This window comes from Glutamicibacter protophormiae (genome assembly GCF_016894325.1).
GTDB lineage: Bacteria > Actinomycetota > Actinomycetes > Actinomycetales > Micrococcaceae > Glutamicibacter > Glutamicibacter protophormiae.
Genome location: NZ_CP069806.1, coordinates 1,261,591 through 1,279,397, shown reverse-complemented (window position 1 = coordinate 1,279,397; position 17,807 = coordinate 1,261,591). Strand labels below are relative to the sequence as shown.

The following is a 17,807-nucleotide window of genomic DNA, read 5'->3' as shown; positions in this document are numbered from 1 at the left end:
GCGCCTGCGGCCGGTGGGCCCCATGCGTCGTTGGTCCTGTCGGGCAATGCTGCACAGCTGCATTGCCTAGTCGTCGTAGGTTGCCGAATCGAGCGATTCGAGATCGGCCACCCCGGGCAGATACGGGGACAGCGCAGGCAGCTCTTCAAGCGAGCCCAGTCCCAGTCGTTCCAGGAAGTATTCGGTCGTTTGGTAGAGCGTCGCTCCACCGTCGCCCATCTCCGGATACTCCGTGATCAATCCGCGGGTGAGCAGCGTGCGCACCACCGAATCGACGTTGACACCTCGAATCGCCGAAATACGTCCACGCGAGACCGGCTGTCGGTAAGCGATGACAGCCAGGGTTTCTAGGGCGGCCTGTGACAGGCGTGCTGTTTGCCCGTCGAGCACATAACTGGAGACGAAATCGGCGTAATCGGCCCGCGAATAGAAGCGCCACCCGGAGGCGACGCGACGCAGTTCAAATCCGCGCGGGCGATCCCTACTATCATACTCGCTCGCCAGGCTCTCCAAGGCGGCGGCAATCCGGGGTACCGGCACCTCGAAGATTTCGGCCAAACGCGCCGAGGATACGGGGGTATCGGCGACCATCAGCACCGCTTCGAGCCCCGATTCCAGGCCTCCGGGGAGCTGGTCAATGGGTGCAATCTCACTCATGATCCACCTCACCCTTCCCCTCGTAGTCGTCCAGCACCGCGTCGGCGTCGAAGTCCGATTCCCCGGCCAGGCTGATCTGCAGCGGGCCGAGCGGGTCGTGCTGCTCGAAGCTGATGACCTTCTGCCTGAACATCTCCAACAATGCCAGAAACCGCACGACAACCACCAGATGCTCGGCGGCATCGGCGACCAGCGCGGTGAAGTCCATGGCGCCGTGGGCCGCCAGAAGCTCCGCGATGGCCTCGGCCTCGGCGGCGATGGTGACGTTCGCCCCGTGCAGGTGGTCCAATCCGACCTCGGTGATCGGCTCGGGTTTCGGAGCGAGCACGCCGGCGGCGATCTTGGCGAAGCGTTCGGGGCCGATCGAGAAAATCAGCTCGGGCAGCAGCGCGGCGAATTCCGGCTCCAGCGCCACTTCGCGCGGACGGCGCGAGCCTTCGGTTTCGTAGCGTTCCCCGAGGAAGGCGGCGGCGTGCTTGAACGCCTTGTACTGCAGCAGCCGGGCGAACAGAAGGTCCCGGGCTTCAAGCAGCTCGAAGTCCTCCTCGTCGGCCATTTCCCCGCGCGGCAGCAAGCGGGCGGCCTTCAGGTCGAGCAGCGTGGAAGCGACGACCAGAAATTCGGTGGTTTCATCCAGGACCTTCATCCCGTCGCTGCCTGCTTCGAGGCTGCGCTGCTGCAGCTCGCGCAGGTAGGCGATGAATTCGTCCGTCACCTCGGCGAGCGCCACCTCGGTGATGTCCAATTCGCGCTTGGTGATCAGGTGCAGCAGGACGTCGAAAGGCCCGTTGAAATTGGCCAGAGCAAGGCGAAAACCGCCAGCCGGCTTCCCCTGGCCCGTTTCGGGGCTTGAATCGGGGGCGCCGGTGGCGGTTTGTTCGCGTTGGTCCTCGCTGAGCATGGTGCTCATTACGGGGCACCACCACGCCAGATCAGCTCGCGGGCCAGGTTGCGGTAGGCCTCGGCACCCGGGTGGTTGGCGGCATAGGAGGTAATCGGCTCTGCGGCCACATTCGCGTCTGCGAACTTGATGGTGCGCTTGATGACGGTTTCGAAGAGCTTGTCGCCGAAGGCCTCGTCCAGGCGGGTGATGACCTCGCGGCTGTGCAGGGTGCGGGCGTCGTACATGGTGGCGAGCACGCCATCCAGCTCCAGCACTTGGTTCAGCCGGTCCTTGACCTTGTCGATGGTCTCCATCAGCAGCGCCACAGCGCGCAGGGCGAAGAATTCGGCGGTCAGCGGGATGATGACGCCGTGGGCGGCGGTCAACGCGTTAATGGTCAGCAGGCCCAACGACGGCTGGCAGTCGATGAGCACCACATCGTAGTCGTCGATGACATGGCGCAACGCGCGTTCGAGCACCTGCTCGCGGGCAACCTCGTTGACCAGCTGCACTTCGGCGGCGGACAGGTCGATGTTTGCCGGGAGCAGGTCGATGTTCTCCACGTCGGTGTGGCGAATCGCGTCGGTGATCTTGACGTTGCGGTCCATCAGCACGTTGTAGACGGTGACGTCCATTTCATGCGGGTTGGTGCCGAAGCCCGCGGACAAGGCGCCCTGCGGATCAAAATCCACCAGCAGCACCTTGCGGCCGTATTCGGCGAGCGCCGCGGCCAGGTTGATGGTCGAGGTGGTCTTGCCGACCCCGCCCTTCTGGTTCACCATGGCGATGACACGGGCCGGGCCATGGGACGGCAGGGCGGCGGGTACGGGGAATTCCGAGAGTGGTTTGCCGGTGGGGCCCACCGGGCGGGGCTCCTTGAGCATCCCGGCGCCGCGGACCTTGCTTGCCTGTTCCTCGCTCACGATGGGTCAACCACACTTCCCGTTATTTCTGACAAAAAACTTTGAGCTTTTGGCTCATTTAAAGGTTATCGGGCGGGACGGACATTCGGGGTATTTTCAACTTTTTCACGGCGAGCCTTTACCTTGAACCTTAACTCAAATGTTGTATGGACGCTGGGTATTTTCTCCGATCGGCCGCAAAGTGCCGGCGGGGGCTACGCACCGTCAGCAGGCAGCGGCCCGCCCGGCTCCTTCGGCAAGGCTGATCCGGCGCAGAGGAGCATGCTTCCAGCAGGCACCGTCGAAGCAGAAGTGATGCTCGCAGCGTGCAGATTCGTGGGCGCTGTCGAGCTTGATGCCGATGGTCCACCACGCAGCGTGGTGTTGTCTGTGCTTTGCCAAGCGCAGCTGGACGACGGCCGGAGGGCAACAGTTCCGGATGATCGCGGCTGGCCAACCAGTTGTTCTCGGCCACCCCGGTCGCGCAGATCGAGAAAACGGCGCGGATGGGCGTTGGCCCGGATGAGCGGCTATCCGGGCAGTCCCCGGAGCACGCAGTGCGCGGCTATTGGTTGCCAGCCCGCGAAATCCTTTCCGGCCAGCACGTCATGGTGCCGTTCGATGAGCTGCAGAGCCTCCCCCATGGCGTTGTGCTCGGCTTGCGGCTGCGGGTGATGCTTTCCGCGGCCGGCGTTTACTGGCTTCAGGTCAGCGCAGTGAACCTTGATGCCGGCTGGCAACCGGCAGACCGCTCTTGCCGGCTTCCGGGGGCCGTGGTCGAATTGGCCCGAGTTCGGAAGCGTCGACACGGCAAAGGGAACTGACATGTTCGAGGGCATGCTTGGAAATTGCACGGTTTCAGATCTTGGCCGCGCCGAACGGTGGTTCGCCCTGCTGTTCGAACGCGGCCCGGACCGACGGCCCATGGACGGATTGCTTGAATGGCATCTCGGTCCGGGATTCGGCCTGCAGGTCTGGCTTGAACCGGAACGCTCCGGTCATTCCACGGTCGTGCTGGAAGTCGCAGATCTTGAGGCCGTGGCAACACGGCTGGCTGCTGCGGGGTTGGATCACCACGGGCCGGAGCAGGGCGGCGGCGGTCAGCTCGTGCAGCTCGCGGATCCAGATGGCAACAGGATCGTCCTAGCCGGTCCCGGCGTCCTCCCCCGCCCCTGACGCCGCTGTCTTCCCGGGCTTCGCCTGTCCTTCCGTCGGGGCTTAAGCCGCCACGGTCAGGTGGCTATTCGCCGGAACCGCTGGCCAGCGCATAGTCCCCGCTGGCGCAGCCGGTGAATTTCCATCCCCCGGGAACCTGTTCGAGCGACGAATTGGCGATCCCAGTGCTGTGGATTTCCGGCTTCGCGGAACCCGGGAACCACACCTGCAGGTCGCAGCTGGCGGTGTCCGTTTGCCCGGCGAGCCGCAGCGTGGATTCCTCCGCCGCCAGCGAGGTGATTTTCCCCGGCGCGGATTGCGGGTAGGCGCGGCTGAGGATTTTCAGCAGTCCGCGCTTCGGCGGCAGGTCGCCACCGGTGGCGCAATCCTGCATCATCAGGGCGTTGCCATAGGGTTCGATGCCGTTCTGCGGATCGCCGCAGGCCTGCTTCCACACCCAGTAGGCGCTGCCCAGCACATGTTCGTCCTCGGCGGCCGCGTAGCGGGCCAAACGCGCCAGCGAGTCTTCGTCCTCGCCCCAGTGGACCTCTTCCGAGCCCCAGTAGCCGTATTCCCCGGACCACAGCGGCGCGTTGTATTCCACGGCGACCCGTTGGGCGAGGGTGAATTGCCGTTCCAATCCGACAATGGGCACGATGCCCAGGTCCCGGTCCATGGTGATTGATTCCGCGTAGAGATGCGGGGAGAAAACGATGTTCGTGTCTTCGGTGAAACCGGGGGTGGGCCCCGAATCGAATCCGAGTCCCGACCAGAAAATGCTCGGCTCGATGAAAATGATCTGCCGGGCCCCGGCCTCCCGGATTCGCTCAATGCTCTGCGCATAGAACTTGCCGAGCAGATACGAGGTGGTGACCGGGGCGGTTTCGCCGAACCCCGGCTCGTTGAGCAGGTCGAAGCCTGCCACCATCGGCTCGTCGCTGAATTCTGCGGCCAGCTTGCCCCAGGTTTGGGCCAGTGCGCTGCGGATTCCGTTGGTGTCGAAGTAGAAATTCTGGAAGGCGCGGTTGCCCGCTGGCGAGATGTCCCGGCCGGTGAACTGGCAGCGCGGAGCCCCGTCGGTGATGGTGGCCCACTGCGGCGCCCCGTCGTAGCCCCACATCTCCTCGGTTCCCGGGCGGCATGTGGTGCCGGGCTCGGTCGGCCCGTTCCACCAGCCGTCCTGGTGCATGTCCAGCACCGTGTAGATCCCGTGCGCTTTCGCCCAGTCCACCGCCTGGTGGATTCTCGCCACGTACTCCGGATCCAGCGAGCCGCGCTCAGGCTCCAACGCCGACCAGGAAATGTTCAGCCGGGAAACGGTGAAGCCCTGTTCCGCCATGCCGGCGAAATCTTCTTCGCTCAACGGCCTGACGGCCGGAACCTCGGGCTGCGGACGGTAGAAGTCCACGAGCTGGTTCACGTTCACGCCGCGCAGCAGCACCTGGTTGCCTCGCCCGTCGGAAATATGCGATCCCTCGGCGCGCAGGAAACCGGCATCCGGCAGGTTCTTCCCGACGTTGGCGGCGCCCTGCACGTTCGGGGACGATCAGCGAGGCGGCCAAGGCCATCACTCCCAGCGCGCCGGCGATGAATTGCGGCGCGGTGGAACGCCCGGGGCGGGAGGTTTGGTCGACCCGGTCGGTGGCCAGCGCGGCCAGTCCCAGAAGCCATCCGGTGCAGGCGCCGAATGCCAGCCCGTCGGCCACCGCGACATAGGCGATCATCAGCGGCCACATATCGCCCCCGGCGCCGCGGTCGACCACCAGTGAGATGACGGCCTGGAGCAGGCCTAAGAGCCCGCCGGCGCACAGTCCGGCGATCCAGCCGCCCAGCAGGCCTCCGACTCGTGAACGGATCGGCTTCAGGCACAGGGACGCGGCAAGCGCCAGGAGCCCGATCGAAACTGCCACCGACAGGAATCCCCATTCCGGCCGCGGTACGGGCAGTCCGGGGGCGTAGGCGGCGCCGGTCCACCACAGCCCGGACAGCAGGGTGGACAGGGCTCCGAAGGCCAGCGCCGGCGGAAGGCTGCGTCCGGCCGGATGGCGGCCCGGACTCCTCGGACCCCCGAGCCACCGGGTGATCGCGGCGGTGATCACTGCGGCCGGTACCGCCTTGGCCGCCACGTACCCGGCAGCCCAGCCGGCCACCGCGAGGTTCCCGGACATTGCCAATGCGGCAGCCGCCTGGGCCAGCAGCACGGCAAGGGTGAGTCCGGCGGCAAGGAGCCAGAACCTTTCGCCGGCACGATGCGCGACCCACCACGCCATCGCCCCCATCACCGGGACAAACACCAGATACGGCGCGGAGCTCCACCAACCTGCCGAGGAGGAAGGCAGGGCACCGGAGTATCCGACCAGGGCCATGAGGCCCGTGGGGTCCGCCACGGCCTGTATCAGCGCGAGAAGCAATAACGTTGCGACAGCGACAACCGGGCGCCGTACCTGTGCCATACATCCCCCATTGCCAGAGGAGCCCCACGAACCGCAGGTGTTCCGTATAGCTTTAGGCAGGAATACGCACACGTCAATACGGAATGCCGCGCGCTCCTTGAATCGCGTAGTTGATGCGTGCGTGGCCGCCGTTCCTGCCACGAACGGCAATTCGGCCGGCCCTGGCCGCGACGGAGGCTCCCGGGACGGGCATCTTGCCGGGGCAGTTAACGAAAAACATCCGCACTCCCGCTGGGTACGGGAGTGCGGATGTCGTCACGGCTTCGGCCTGGGTGGTGGCTAGTGCATGCTTTCTTCCATGAGCGCCTCGTCGAATGGACGCTCGCCGGCGAGCACGGCCTTGGCCTGGTCCAAGTCGACCTCGTGGGTCCACTTGCCGATCAACAAGGTGGCCACCGCGTTGCCGGTGAAGTTGGTCAAGGCGCGCGCCTCGGACATGAACTTGTCGATGCCCACGATCACGCCCATGCCGCCGAGCAGCTCCGGACGGTGCGCCTGCAGCCCCGCGGCCAGGGTGGCCAAGCCCGCGCCGGTCACGCCGGCGGCGCCCTTCGAAGCGATGATCATGAAGACCAGCAGGCCGATCTGCTCACCGAGGTTCATCGGCATGCCCATTGCGGTCGAGACGAACAGCGCGGACATGGTCAGGTAGATGGCGGTGCCGTCAAGGTTGAACGAGTAGCCGGTCGGAACGGTGATGCCGACAACCGGCTTCGAGACGCCCACGTGCTCCATCTTGGCGATCAGCCGCGGCAGCGCCGACTCGGAGGAGGAGGTCGAGAAGATCAGCAGGTATTCGCGGGCCAGGTACTTCAGCAGCAGGAAGATGTTCAGGCCGGTGACGAGGCGCAGCATGGTGCCCAGTACGAACACGATGAAGATGATGCAGGTCAGGTAGAACGCGCCCATGAGGATGGCCATGGAACCGATCGCGGCCCAGCCGGTGGCGCCCACGACGGCGGCGATGGCGCCGAAGGCACCGATCGGCGCAACCCACATGATCATCATCATGATGCGGAAGACGACCTTCTGGATGGCCTGGATGCCGTTGAGCACCGGCTCGCCGCTCTTGCCCATGCCCTGCAGCGCGAAACCGACCAGCAGTGCGACCACGAGGGTCGGCAGCACCGGAAGGGAGCCGGGGATCAGCGACATGAAGAAGTCGACGCTGGCATTGGAGCTGGCAGGCTTCGACGGGTCGTACGGCTGAAGGTCCAGGCCCTCGCCCGGGTGGATGATGTTGCCGACGATCAGGCCCAGGGCCAGGGCGAAGGTGGACATGCTGATGAAGTACAGCAGCGCCAGGCCTCCGACCTTCCCAACGGTCGCCGCCTTGGCAATGGAACCGATGCCCAGCACGATGGTGCAGAAGATCACCGGGGCGATGATCATCTTGATTAGGGCGACGAAGCCGTCGCCCAGCGGCTTGAGCGCCTTGCCCAGATCCGGGGCGACCAACCCGATGATCGCGCCGAGCACCACCGCGGCGATCACCGAGATGTACAGCCAGTGTGTCCGGTCCTTCTTCTTTACCTGCTGCGGCGCATCGGTTGCCGCCGAATCGTGCTCGGTGATAGCCATGGGGGTGACCTGTCCTGTGAGTGAGAACCGCTCCGGCGTCGTTGCCGGACGGCATTCCGTAGAATCGTTAAGTCCATGGTGCGCGCGCGGGTGATTTTCATCTCTGTTGAGTTCATATTGGTCACGCACCCGTACATCCCTGCCGCAGCGCAGCGCAGACCGGCGGCGCTACACGCCGCGGAAAGGCCCCGAGATGACCGATCACTTCGCGGATCGTCCGGCCGCTCAGGCGCCGCCGCGCGAACCTGCCCCGCTGACCCGCGACGGCTGGTCCTTCGCCGTGCTGATCTTCGCCGCCCAGATGCTCGTGGTGCTGCTGGTGGTGGCCGGGCTGGCAATTGCCACCTACCAGCAGCAAAACCGCGTCATCCTCGACGACCGCCAGTCCACGGTGGCCGCTGTGACGATCACCCTGGCCAACGACCCTTTCGTCAGCGAATCCCTGACCGGGCCGGATGCCACCGCGCTGCTGCAGCCCTACGCGAACAAGATCCTGGCCCATGCGCAGTCACTGGACTTCATCACGATCATGACCCCCGACGGCATCCGCGTGACGCACCCGAACCCGCAGAAGATCGGCCAGAAGTACATCGGCTCCACGACCCAGGCGCTGAACGGCGAGATCTTCAACGAGCAGGCCGTGGGCACGCTGGGCAATTCCGTGCGCACCATCGCTCCCGTCTACCACGACGGCACCGTGGTCGGTTTGGTCTCCTCGGGCTACACGCTGCAGAATCTGCAGCTGCAGTACCGCAGCGAGCTGCCGCAGATCCTGCTGGTCTCGGCGCTGGCCCTGCTGCTGGCAGGATTCTCCGCCTGGTTCTTCTCCCGCTATGTCAACCAGGCCACCCTGGGATTCGGTCCGCACGGCCTGCGCCGGCTGTACGCGTTCTACTTCTCCGCGCTGCATTCGGTGCGCGAGGGCCTGGTGCTGCTGGACCGCAGACACCGCATCGTGCTGTACAACCAGGAGGCGGCCCGGCTGCTGGACCTGCCCGAGGAAGTGCCCGGCGAGGGCCTGAATCCGCAGCAGGTGCAGATGCCCGAAACCCTGCGCGCCCTGATGACCACGGGGCGCAGCTGCAAGGATGAGATCCACCTCGGCGCCCACACGGTGCTGTCCGTTTCCCAGGGCCCGGCCCGGCTGACCAACGCCAACTTGCCGCGCATGGGCGGGCCGTGGCGCGGCTGGTTCGGGATCCAGCCGCTGACCGGGCAGGTGCTCACCCTGCGGGATCTGACCGAGGTGCAGGAGCTGGCCGGGGAGCTGCAGTCGCTGAAGACCTTCTCCACCGCGCTGCGCGCCCAGACCCACGAGCACGCCAACCGGCTGCACACCATCGCCACCCTCATCGAGAGCGGCAAGGCCGACCAGGCGTTGGCCTTTGCGGTGGACGACAGGCAGCATTCCCAGCAGCTGACCGACGCGATCGTGCACAGCATCGACGACGCCTACCTCTCCAGCCTGCTGGTCGCCAAGGCAGCGCAGGCCCACGAACGCGGGATCAAGCTGGACATCAGCGCCCAGGGCTTCATCCCCACCGACGCGTTCCAGGCGACCGACATCGTCACCATCGTGGGCAACCTGCTGGACAACGCGCTGGACGTCTCGGTGGGCACCGAGGACGCCACGGTCTGGGTGGAGGTCACCGCGCTGGGCGACGAGCTGATCATCGCGGTGGCCGACTCCGGGCCCGGCATCGAGCCGGAATTCCTGGAGAACCTGCTGCGCTTCGGGGTCAGCACCAAGTCCGGGGTGCAGCCGCGGGGGCTGGGGCTCGCGCTGGTCCAGCAGGCGGTCCTGCGCCTGGATGGCACAATGAATGTGGACAATGATGCCGGGGCGATCTTCACCGTGACCCTGCCGTTCAGGCCGCGGACCTAGGCAGCTGGAGATGGCACACAGAATTCGGGAGGAGCCGATGGGCCAGATGCACGCCGAGAACACCCCCGACGCCGCGACCCCGCCTGCGCTGCGGGTCCTGGTGGTCGACGACGAACCCGACACTGCGGCGGCCCACGCGGCCTATGTGAACCGCATTGAAGGCTTCACCGCCGCCGCGGTGGCCGGCAACGGGCAGCAGGCCCTGGCCTTGCTCGCCGCTGCCCAGCAGGATGGGGCCCCCTTCGACCTGGTGCTGCTGGACATGACGCTGCCTGACCTGCATGGCATCGACGTGGCCAAGCGCATGCGCGGGCGCGGGCTGACCACCGACATCATCGCCATCACCGCGGTGCGGGACCTGGCGGTCGTGCGCTCGGCGGTGGCCACCGGCATCACGCAGTACCTGATCAAGCCGTTCACCTTCGCGGTCTTTGCCGAGAAGCTGGAGAACCACCGCCGGTTCATCGCCTCGATGCGCTCCACCGGACCGGATGCAAGCCAGGCCGCGCTGGATACCGCTTTTTCTGCGCTGCGCACGGCGAGCGCCTCCACGACCCTGCCTAAGGGGTTGATCCCCGAAACCCTGGCCCAGATCAGCGAGCACCTGAACGCCAGCCCGGGCACGGCGTTCTCCGCCACCGAGCTGGCCGAACAGCTGGGCATGTCGCGAGTCACCGCCCGCCGCTACCTGGAGCACCTGGCCGAGTCCCGGGCCGCGGTGAAGCAGCCCCGGCACGGCACCCGAGGCCGGCCGGAATACGAGTACCGGGCGGCCTCCCCCGCGGCCGGCAGGTAATCAGAAGCAAACTTAACCAAGCCAAACCATCCTTGTCAGCACGCCATCAAGCGCGCATGATGGCACTATGAGCGAGGAAAACCAGGACATCATTTCCGCCGTGCAGCACCCGGGCGAAGCACACGTCGGGGACAACGTGGGCCAGCGGCTGAACTGGCTGCGGGCCGGGGTGCTCGGCGCCAACGACGGCATCGTTTCGGTGGCCGGCGTCGTGGTCGGCGTTGCCGCGGCGACTCCCGGAAATCTGGCGGCCATCGCCACTGCCGGCATCGCAGCCCTGGTGGCCGGCGCGTTTTCCATGGCCGGCGGCGAATACGTCTCGGTCAGCACCCAGCGGGACACCGAGCGCGCCCTGATCGCCAAGGAAAAGCGCGAGCTGCGCGAGCAGCCCGAGGAGGAACTCGAAGAACTCGCCGGCCTGTACCGGCAGCGCGGACTGTCCGCGGAACTTGCGAAACAGGTCGCACAGGAACTGACCGCCCATGACGCGCTGGCGGCGCACGCGGAAGTGGAGCTGGGCATCGATCCGGACGAGCTGACCAGCCCCTGGCATGCGGCCCTGTCGTCGTTCATCGCCTTCACCGTCGGAGCGCTGATCCCGCTGGCCATGATCCTGCTGCCTGTCGGCAGCGAAATCCTCAACACCGCGCTGGCAGTGGTGCTGGGCTTGCTGCTGACCGGATGGATCAGCGCACGGCTGGGCGGCGCCCCGCTGCTGCCGGCGATCCTGCGCAACGTGCTGATGGGTTCGGCGACCATGGCCGCCACCTACCTGATCGGGCTGCTGTTCGGCGTCGCAGTCAGCTAAATACCGCGCACAACGAGAAAACCCGTGCCCGGCCAGCGATGTTTCGCAGGCCGGGCACGGGTTTTCGAGCCGGTTCCGGTTTAGGCTTCCGGACGCAGCAACGGCATCAGTTCGTCAAGCACCGCGGTGTCCTCGATGGTCGAGGGCACCGTGTAGTCCTTGCCGTCGGCAATCTGGCGCATGGTCTTGCGCAGGATCTTGCCCGAACGGGTCTTGGGCAGCGCAGCCACCACGGTGACCTCGCGGAAGTCGGCCACCGGGCCGATGTGCTGGCGCACCAGGGCCACGATCTCCTTCTTCAGCGCTTCCTCGTCCGCTTCAACCCCGGACTTCAGCACCACGTAGCCGCTGGCACGCTGGCCCTTGAGCGCATCGGCCAGGCCGATCACCGCGCATTCGGCGACGGCAGGGTGGCTCGCCAGCACCTGCTCCATGGCACCGGTGGACAGGCGGTGGCCGGACACGTTGATCACGTCGTCGGTGCGGCCCATCACGAACAGGTAGCCGTCCTCGTCGAGGAAGCCGGAGTCGCCGGTGAGGTAGAAGCCGTCGATCTGGCTCAGGTAGGTGTCGATGAAACGCTGGTCGTTGCCCCACAGGGTCACCAGTGCGCCCGGCGGCAGCGGCAGGCGAACCACGATGTTGCCCTCCTCGCCCGCGGCCACTTCCTCGCCCAGGGCGTCGCGGATCTGCACATCGAAGCCCGGCACCGGGGTGGTGGGGCTGCCGGCCTTGGCGGGCAGCGGCTCCAGGCCCAGCGGGTTCGAGGCGATCGGCCAACCGGTTTCGGTCTGCCACCAGTTGTCCACCACCGGGATGTTCAGCAGCTCGGAGGTGAAGTGGTAGGTATCCGGATCCAGGCGCTCGCCGGCCACGAACAGCGCCCGCAGGCTGGACAGGTCGTGGGAGGTCATCATCTCGCCGCTCGGGTCGGCCTTGCGCACCGCACGCAGCGCGGTGGGCGCGGTGAACATGGTGGTGACCTTGTGGTCCTCGATGATGCGGCCGAACACGCCGGCATCCGGGGTGCCCACCGGCTTGCCCTCATAGAGCACCGTGGTGGCGCCGGCGATCAGCGGCGCGTAGACGATGTACGAGTGCCCCACGACCCAGCCCACATCCGAAGCGGTGAACATGGTGTCCCCCGGGTGCACGTCGTAGATGGCGTTCATGGAGAACTGCAGCGCGGTGGCGTAGCCGCCGGTGTCGCGCACCACGCCCTTGGGTGCGCCGGTGGTGCCGGAGGTGTAGAGCACGTACAGCGGGTGCGTAGACGGCACCGAGACCGGTGCGGCCGGCTGCGCGGTTTCGGCCAGCTGGCCCCAGTCAAGCCAGTTGATGTCCTGCCCGTTGATCGGCTTGCCCTGGTATTCGTCCAGGGAGTGCGCGAACCCGTCGCGGTGCGCGACGATGACATCCTTCACCGCCGGCTCGGCCAAGCTCAGCGCCTCGGCCACCGCCGGCAGGTACTCGATGCGGCGCGAAGGCTCGATGCCGCCGGTCGCGGCCACGATCGCCACCGGCGCGCAGTCGGTGATGCGCGCTGCCAGTTCCTTGGGCGCGAAGCCGCCGAAGACCACCGAGTGCACGGCTCCGATACGGGCGCAGGCGAGCATGGAGATCAAGGCCTGCGGCACCATCGGCATGTAGATCAGCACGCGGTCCCCGGTCTTCACCCCGCGTCCCGCGAGCACGCCGGCGAAGATCTCGACTTCATGCAGCAGCTGGGTGTAGGTGTAGGTCTGGGTGGTTCCCAGCATGGCGGAATCGTAGATCAGCGCAGCCTGGTCGCCGCGGCCGGCGGCCACGTGGCGATCCAGCGCATTGACCGACAGGTTCAGCATGCCGTCGGGGAACCAGTTGTACAACGGTTTGCGCGAAGCATCGACCGCCGATGTCGGCGCCGAATCCCATTGGATATCTTTGGCAGCCTCAAGCCAGAATGTCTCCGGATCGGTGCTCGCCTGGTCAAAGGCCTGGCGGTAGGTCTGCGCCATGGTGTTCTCCTCCGGCGTCGGGCGTCGCTGCCCGGCGTCCTGTTAAATGTCTGGACTCGTCCTCGTATATATAAGCCTATGACTACAGTCACACAATCACAACATCCGTGTATACATATTTCGTTCTTTTCTAAAATATTTTCCGGTCTTTGCCCCATTTGACTCGGTTTGTGTATACACTCGAAGCATGAGAGCAAGTGACAAGGTCTACGAGAGCCTGCGCACCGACATCGTCGAGTGGCGCCTGCACCCGGGAACCGTGCTTGCCGAGGTTGAGCAGTCGGAACGACTAGGAGTTTCCCGCACTCCGGTGCGTGAAGCACTGGCCCGATTGGTGGCCGACGGACTGGCGGTCCCGCAGCGGGGCCGTGGAGTAGTGGTTTCAGAAGTCAGCGAAGACCATCTGGAAGACCTCTTCGTCCTGCGCCGCGCGCTGGAAATCACCAGCGCCCGACAGGCCGCCTTGTCGGAGAACCGCACCCAGTTCGCAGCCCTGGCCGAGGATTTCGACCGGGCAGTGCACCTGGCGGATCTTTCCGGAGCCCGGGACGACTACTACCAACTGGTCGCACGGCTTGACGAGATGGTCGACGACGCGGCCAACAACCCGTATCTGGCCACCGCGCTGCGCACGCTGCGAGTGCACCTGCAGCGGGTACGCAGGCTGGCCAAGGACAATTCCGACAGGCTGCGCGACTCGGCCCGTGAACACGCGGCCATTGCCTGGGCGATTGCCGAGGGGAACGCCGAGGTGGCGGCCGCCGCCACCACTGTTCACCTCCACAAATCTTTTACACACATCAAGACATACACAGTTGGATCCGAAAGGTAGCATCTCCATGATCAACCACCCAGTACGCGTATACCGCTCCGAGGAAAACCTGGCCCGCGAAGACCAGCTGGCCCATAAGATCGCCACCGTTGCCGCCGATCCGGTCGAGGTAACCAGCGAAGTCACCGAAATGATCATCAACCGCATCATCGACAACGCCTCGGTGGCCATCGCCTCGCTGAACCGCGGCCCGATCGTCGCAGCCCGCGCCCAGGCTCTGACCCATGCGCCGTCCACCGGCGGCCAGGGCGCCTCGGTGTTCGGCATTTCCGAGAAGGTTTCCCCTGAATGGGCGGCCTGGGCCAACGGCGTGGCAGTGCGCGAACTCGACTACCACGACACCTTCCTGGCCGCCGAGTACTCCCACCCGGGCGACAACATCCCGCCGATCCTGGCCGTGGCACAGCACACCGGCGCTTCGGGCAAGGACCTGATCCGCGGCATCGCCACCGGCTACGAGATCCAGGTCGACCTGGTCAAGGCGATCTGCCTGCACAAGCACAAGATCGACCACGTTGCCCACCTCGGCCCGTCGGCCGCCGCCGGCATCGGCACCCTGCTGGGCTTGGACGTCGAGACCATTTTCCAGGCCGTTGGCCAGGGCCTGCACACCACCACCGCCACCCGCCAGTCGCGCAAGGGCGAAATCTCCACTTGGAAGGCGCACGCCCCGGCCTTCGCAGGCAAGATGGCTGTTGAGGCCGCCGACCGCGCCATGCGCGGCCAGACCTCCCCTGTCCCGATCTACGAAGGCGAAGACGGCGTCATCGCCTGGATGCTGGACGGCAAGGACGCAGCCTACGAAGTGCCGCTGCCAGAGGCTGGCGAAGCCAAGCGCGCCATCCTGGACACCTACACCAAGGAGCACTCGGCCGAGTACCAGGCGCAGGCCTGGATCGACCTGGCCCGCAAGCTGCACGGCGAGCACCCGGAAGCCGCCGACCCGAAAAACGTGAAGTCGGTGCTGATCAAGACCAGCCACCACACCCACTACGTCATCGGCTCCGGCGCGAACGACCCGCAGAAGTACGATCCGACCGCTTCGCGCGAGACCCTGGACCACTCGATCCCGTACATCTTCACCGTTGCACTGCAGGACGGCGCATGGCACCACGTGGATTCCTACTCCCCTGAGCGTGCCGGCCGCGCCGACACCGTGGAGCTGTGGAACAAGGTGACCACCGAGGAAGACGCCGAGTGGACCCGCCGCTACCACTCGCTGGACATCTCGGAGAAGGCCTTCGGCGGTTCGGTGGAAATCACCCTGAACGACGGCACCGTGATCACCGACGAGATCGCCGTAGCCGACGCTCACCCGCTGGGCGCACGTCCGTTCGCCCGCGAGCAGTACATCAACAAGTTCCGCACCCTGGCCGCAGGCCTGGTCGACGAGGCGGAGATCAACCGCTTCATCGCCGCCGCGGAAAACCTGGAGAACCTGGCCGCCGGCGAGCTGGATCAGCTGAACATCCAGGCCGCCGCCGGTGTGATCGACGCGAACAACGCACCTAAGGGACTGTTCTAATCATGTTGTATTCAACCAAGACCCCAGCCGCAAAGCGCGTCGCGCTGCGCGAAATGCTGACCCCGGGAGCTGCCCGCCAGTTCCCCGGCGCCTTCAACCCGCTCTCGGCCAAGCTGATCAGCGAGAAGAACTTCGACGGCGTCTACATCTCCGGCGCGGTGCTGGCCAATGACCTGGGCCTCCCGGACATCGGCCTGACCTCGCTGACCGAGGTTGCCACCCGCGCCGGGCAGATCGCCCGCATGACCGACCTCCCATCGATCGTGGATGCCGACACCGGCTTCGGCGAGCCGATGAACGTGGCGCGCACCATCCAGGAGCTGGAATACGCCGGCCTGGCCGGCTGCCACATCGAGGACCAGTTCAACCCGAAGCGCTGCGGGCACCTGGATGGCAAGAACGTGGTGGATACCGAAACCATGCTCAAGCGCATCGCAGCCGCCGCTGACGCACGCATCGACGAGAACTTCCTGATCATGGCCCGCACGGACATCCGTGCGGTCGAGGGCCTGGCTTCGGCCGTGGACCGCGCCAAGGCCATGGTGGATGCCGGTGCGGACGCGATCTTCCCCGAGGCTATGAAGAACGTGGCCGAGTTCGAAGCAATCTGCAACGCGGTGGACGTGCCGGTGCTGGCCAACATGACCGAGTTCGGCAAGTCCGAACTGTTCAACCGCCAGGAACTGGCCGATGCAGGCGTCGCCTTGATCATCTACCCGGTGACTCTGCTGCGCAGCGCCATGGGCGCGGCTGAGCGGGTGCTGGACGCGATCAGCGAAGACGGCACGCAGCAGCGTGAAGTGGATAACATGTTAACCAGGTCACGACTGTACGAACTGGTGGACTACGAAGCATACAACCGGTTCGACACCGGAATCTTCAACTTCCAGGTCCCAACCCTGGACATTGATTCCAACAGCGCGAATCTCTAAACAGGAGCCACACCACACTGTGGCAGCGTCCGGTGGCGCGGGCCGTCGATAACTTCGACGGCCCGCGCTACCGGCCTAAAAGTCTTGAAAGACAATTCAGGAGGAGTACGACCATGAGCACGAGCACCGAAGACATCAAGAAGGGCCTGGCTGGAGTCGTCGTCGACTACACCGCCGTATCCAAGGTCAACCCGGAGACCAATTCCCTGCTCTACCGCGGTTACCCGGTACAGGATCTGGCGGCGTCCAAGTCCTTCGAAGAGGTTGCCCTGCTGCTGTGGAACGGCGAACTGCCTTCCCAGAGCGAACTGACCGAATTCACCGCATTCGAGCGCGCCAACCGCACCTTGGATCCAGCGGTCAAGGCAGCCATCGACCTGCTGCCGGCCGACTGCCACCCGATGGATGTGGGCCGCACCGCGGTCTCCGTGATCGGAGCCAACCACTCGCAGTCGGAGAACTCCTCCGTCGAGGCCGAGCTGCTGAAGTCCAAGGAACTGTTCGCCGCCTTCCCGGCTGTCGTGGCCTACGACCAGCGCCGCCGCCGCGGCCTGGACGTCGTCCCGCCGCGCGATGACCTGGATTACGCCGCCAACTTCCTGTGGATGACTTTCGGCGAAGAAGCCGCACCAGAGGTTGTCGACGCCTTCCGCGTGTCGATGGTGCTCTACGCAGAGCACTCGTTCAACGCGTCGACCTTCACCGCACGCGTCATCACCTCGACCCTGTCGGACCTGCACTCGGCCGTCACCGGTGCCATCGGCGCCCTGAAGGGCCCGCTGCACGGCGGCGCCAACGAGGCTGTCATGCACACCTTCACCGAGATCGGCATCGACAAGGACGAGTCCCGCGAGGATGCGGCCAAGCGCGCCAAGGCCTGGATGGAAGAGGCCCTGGCCGCCAAGAAGAAGGTCATGGGCTTCGGCCACCGCGTCTACAAGCACGGTGATTCCCGCGTCCCGACCATGAAGGCCGCACTGGACCGCATGATCGAGCACTACGGCCGCCACGAAATGCTGGGCCTGTACGACGGCCTGGAAGCAGCCATGGACGAAGCCAAGTCGATCAAGCCGAACCTGGATTACCCGGCCGGCCCGACCTACCACCTGATGGGCTTCGACACCGAGATGTTCACCCCGATCTTCATCGCGGCACGCATCACCGGCTGGACGGCACACATCATGGAACAGCGCGCCTCGAACGCCCTGATCCGCCCGCTGTCGGCCTACAACGGCCCGGAGCAGCGCGCACTGTAAGCAGCCGCGCAAAGCCGCCGGCTCGGACATCATGTCCGGGCCGGCGGTTTTTTGCGTCCGAGGCAAGTACCGCGGGAGGAACGGACCCAATCAGAATTGTCGATTCACCTACCAAGAGCTATCGTTTAACGATAGATACCATCTG

General features: G+C 65.6%; 15 protein-coding genes. 9 read left to right on the top strand and 6 right to left on the bottom strand.

What is annotated here, in order from left to right:
• Positions 1-66: 66 nt before the first annotated feature.
• Genes scpB through JQN66_RS06045 form a run of 3 tightly spaced genes read right to left on the bottom strand, consistent with a single transcriptional unit; the run spans position 67 to position 2,424 of the window.
• Positions 67-657, bottom strand: coding sequence for an SMC-Scp complex subunit ScpB (scpB, locus tag JQN66_RS06055; protein WP_188948548.1), 591 nt, complete (start codon positions 655-657; stop codon positions 67-69).
• Positions 650-1,567 carry a segregation and condensation protein A gene (locus JQN66_RS06050; protein WP_204677041.1) on the bottom strand — a complete coding sequence of 306 codons (918 nt, stop codon included), beginning with the start codon at positions 1,565-1,567 and terminating at the stop codon, positions 650-652. The genes scpB and JQN66_RS06050 overlap by 8 nt, the downstream gene beginning before the upstream one ends.
• Entirely contained in the window at positions 1,567-2,424 is an 858-nt protein-coding gene (locus JQN66_RS06045; RefSeq protein ID WP_229777363.1) for a ParA family protein, read from the bottom strand. Before JQN66_RS06045 ends, JQN66_RS06050 begins: the two co-directional genes overlap by 1 nt.
• Positions 2,425-2,903: 479 nt before the next feature.
• On the opposite strand from JQN66_RS06045, the gene JQN66_RS06040 reads away from it, so the two are divergent.
• Positions 2,904-3,266: a hypothetical protein gene (locus tag JQN66_RS06040; RefSeq protein WP_204677040.1), complete on the top strand. Its 363-nt coding sequence runs from the start codon at positions 2,904-2,906 to the stop codon at positions 3,264-3,266.
• 1 nt (position 3,267) lies between these two features.
• Positions 3,268-3,618 (top strand): VOC family protein, encoded by a 351-nt coding sequence (locus tag JQN66_RS06035; protein WP_204677039.1) that lies wholly within the window; start codon positions 3,268-3,270, stop codon positions 3,616-3,618.
• Positions 3,619-3,682: 64 nt separating this feature from the next.
• Here JQN66_RS06035 and JQN66_RS06030 read toward each other — a convergent pair whose 3' ends face one another.
• A complete protein-coding gene (locus tag JQN66_RS06030) occupies positions 3,683-5,131 on the bottom strand; it encodes a glycoside hydrolase family 5 protein (protein WP_204677038.1) in 1,449 nt (482 codons plus the stop codon).
• Positions 5,132-6,329: 1,198 nt separating this feature from the next.
• Positions 6,330-7,631, bottom strand: a complete 1,302-nt coding sequence (locus JQN66_RS06025) for a cation:dicarboxylate symporter family transporter (protein WP_188948544.1) — start codon at positions 7,629-7,631, stop codon at positions 6,330-6,332.
• Positions 7,632-7,824: 193 nt separating this feature from the next.
• Between JQN66_RS06025 and JQN66_RS06020 the strand changes: the two genes are divergently transcribed.
• From JQN66_RS06020 to JQN66_RS06010, 3 genes are all read left to right on the top strand, one after another.
• On the top strand, positions 7,825-9,516 hold the full coding sequence (locus JQN66_RS06020) for a sensor histidine kinase (RefSeq protein WP_204677037.1): 1,692 nt from the start codon (positions 7,825-7,827) through the stop codon (positions 9,514-9,516).
• A 46-nt stretch (positions 9,517-9,562) separates the two neighbouring features.
• Complete coding sequence (locus JQN66_RS06015; RefSeq protein ID WP_204677497.1) at positions 9,563-10,312, top strand: response regulator; 750 nt, start codon at positions 9,563-9,565, stop codon at positions 10,310-10,312.
• Between the two features lie 67 nt (positions 10,313-10,379).
• On the top strand, positions 10,380-11,120 hold the full coding sequence (locus JQN66_RS06010) for a VIT1/CCC1 transporter family protein (RefSeq protein ID WP_204677036.1): 741 nt from the start codon (positions 10,380-10,382) through the stop codon (positions 11,118-11,120).
• Positions 11,121-11,200: 80 nt separating this feature from the next.
• Here JQN66_RS06010 and JQN66_RS06005 read toward each other — a convergent pair whose 3' ends face one another.
• The gene (locus JQN66_RS06005; RefSeq protein ID WP_204677035.1) at positions 11,201-13,117 is read right to left on the bottom strand and encodes an AMP-binding protein; all 1,917 of its coding nucleotides are present in this window, start codon (positions 13,115-13,117) and stop codon (positions 11,201-11,203) included.
• Between the two features lie 187 nt (positions 13,118-13,304).
• Here JQN66_RS06005 and JQN66_RS06000 point away from each other — a divergent pair, with 187 nt between their 5' ends.
• The 4 genes from JQN66_RS06000 (at position 13,305) to JQN66_RS05985 (ending at position 17,662) form a co-directional block, all read left to right on the top strand.
• Entirely contained in the window at positions 13,305-13,949 is a 645-nt protein-coding gene (locus JQN66_RS06000) for a GntR family transcriptional regulator (RefSeq protein WP_204677034.1), read from the top strand.
• Positions 13,950-13,956: 7 nt separating this feature from the next.
• Positions 13,957-15,474: an MmgE/PrpD family protein gene (locus JQN66_RS05995; RefSeq protein ID WP_204677033.1), complete on the top strand. Its 1,518-nt coding sequence runs from the start codon at positions 13,957-13,959 to the stop codon at positions 15,472-15,474.
• 2 nt (positions 15,475-15,476) lie between these two features.
• A complete protein-coding gene (gene prpB / locus JQN66_RS05990; RefSeq protein ID WP_053797750.1) occupies positions 15,477-16,406 on the top strand; it encodes a methylisocitrate lyase in 930 nt (309 codons plus the stop codon).
• Positions 16,407-16,519: 113 nt separating this feature from the next.
• Positions 16,520-17,662: a bifunctional 2-methylcitrate synthase/citrate synthase gene (locus tag JQN66_RS05985; RefSeq protein WP_204677032.1), complete on the top strand. Its 1,143-nt coding sequence runs from the start codon at positions 16,520-16,522 to the stop codon at positions 17,660-17,662.
• Positions 17,663-17,807 lie beyond the last annotated feature (145 nt).

Bases quoted from the DNA above. Each gene is read 5' to 3' on its own strand.
- JQN66_RS06050 (WP_204677041.1), bottom strand. From the start codon at position 1,567: ATGAGCACCATGCTCAGCGAGGACCAACGCGAACAAACCGCCACCGGC.
- JQN66_RS06000 (WP_204677034.1), top strand. From the start codon at position 13,305: ATGAGAGCAAGTGACAAGGTCTACGAGAGCCTGCGCACCGACATCGTC.
- JQN66_RS05985 (WP_204677032.1), top strand. From the start codon at position 16,520: ATGAGCACGAGCACCGAAGACATCAAGAAGGGCCTGGCTGGAGTCGTC.
- scpB (WP_188948548.1), bottom strand. From the start codon at position 657: ATGAGTGAGATTGCACCCATTGACCAGCTCCCCGGAGGCCTGGAATCG.
- JQN66_RS06015 (WP_204677497.1), top strand. From the start codon at position 9,563: ATGCACGCCGAGAACACCCCCGACGCCGCGACCCCGCCTGCGCTGCGG.
- JQN66_RS06010 (WP_204677036.1), top strand. From the start codon at position 10,380: ATGAGCGAGGAAAACCAGGACATCATTTCCGCCGTGCAGCACCCGGGC.
- JQN66_RS06005 (WP_204677035.1), bottom strand. From the start codon at position 13,117: ATGGCGCAGACCTACCGCCAGGCCTTTGACCAGGCGAGCACCGATCCG.
- JQN66_RS06045 (WP_229777363.1), bottom strand. From the start codon at position 2,424: ATGCTCAAGGAGCCCCGCCCGGTGGGCCCCACCGGCAAACCACTCTCG.
- JQN66_RS06035 (WP_204677039.1), top strand. From the start codon at position 3,268: ATGTTCGAGGGCATGCTTGGAAATTGCACGGTTTCAGATCTTGGCCGC.
- JQN66_RS06020 (WP_204677037.1), top strand. From the start codon at position 7,825: ATGACCGATCACTTCGCGGATCGTCCGGCCGCTCAGGCGCCGCCGCGC.
- JQN66_RS05995 (WP_204677033.1), top strand. From the start codon at position 13,957: ATGATCAACCACCCAGTACGCGTATACCGCTCCGAGGAAAACCTGGCC.
- JQN66_RS06025 (WP_188948544.1), bottom strand. From the start codon at position 7,631: ATGGCTATCACCGAGCACGATTCGGCGGCAACCGATGCGCCGCAGCAG.
- prpB (WP_053797750.1), top strand. From the start codon at position 15,477: ATGTTGTATTCAACCAAGACCCCAGCCGCAAAGCGCGTCGCGCTGCGC.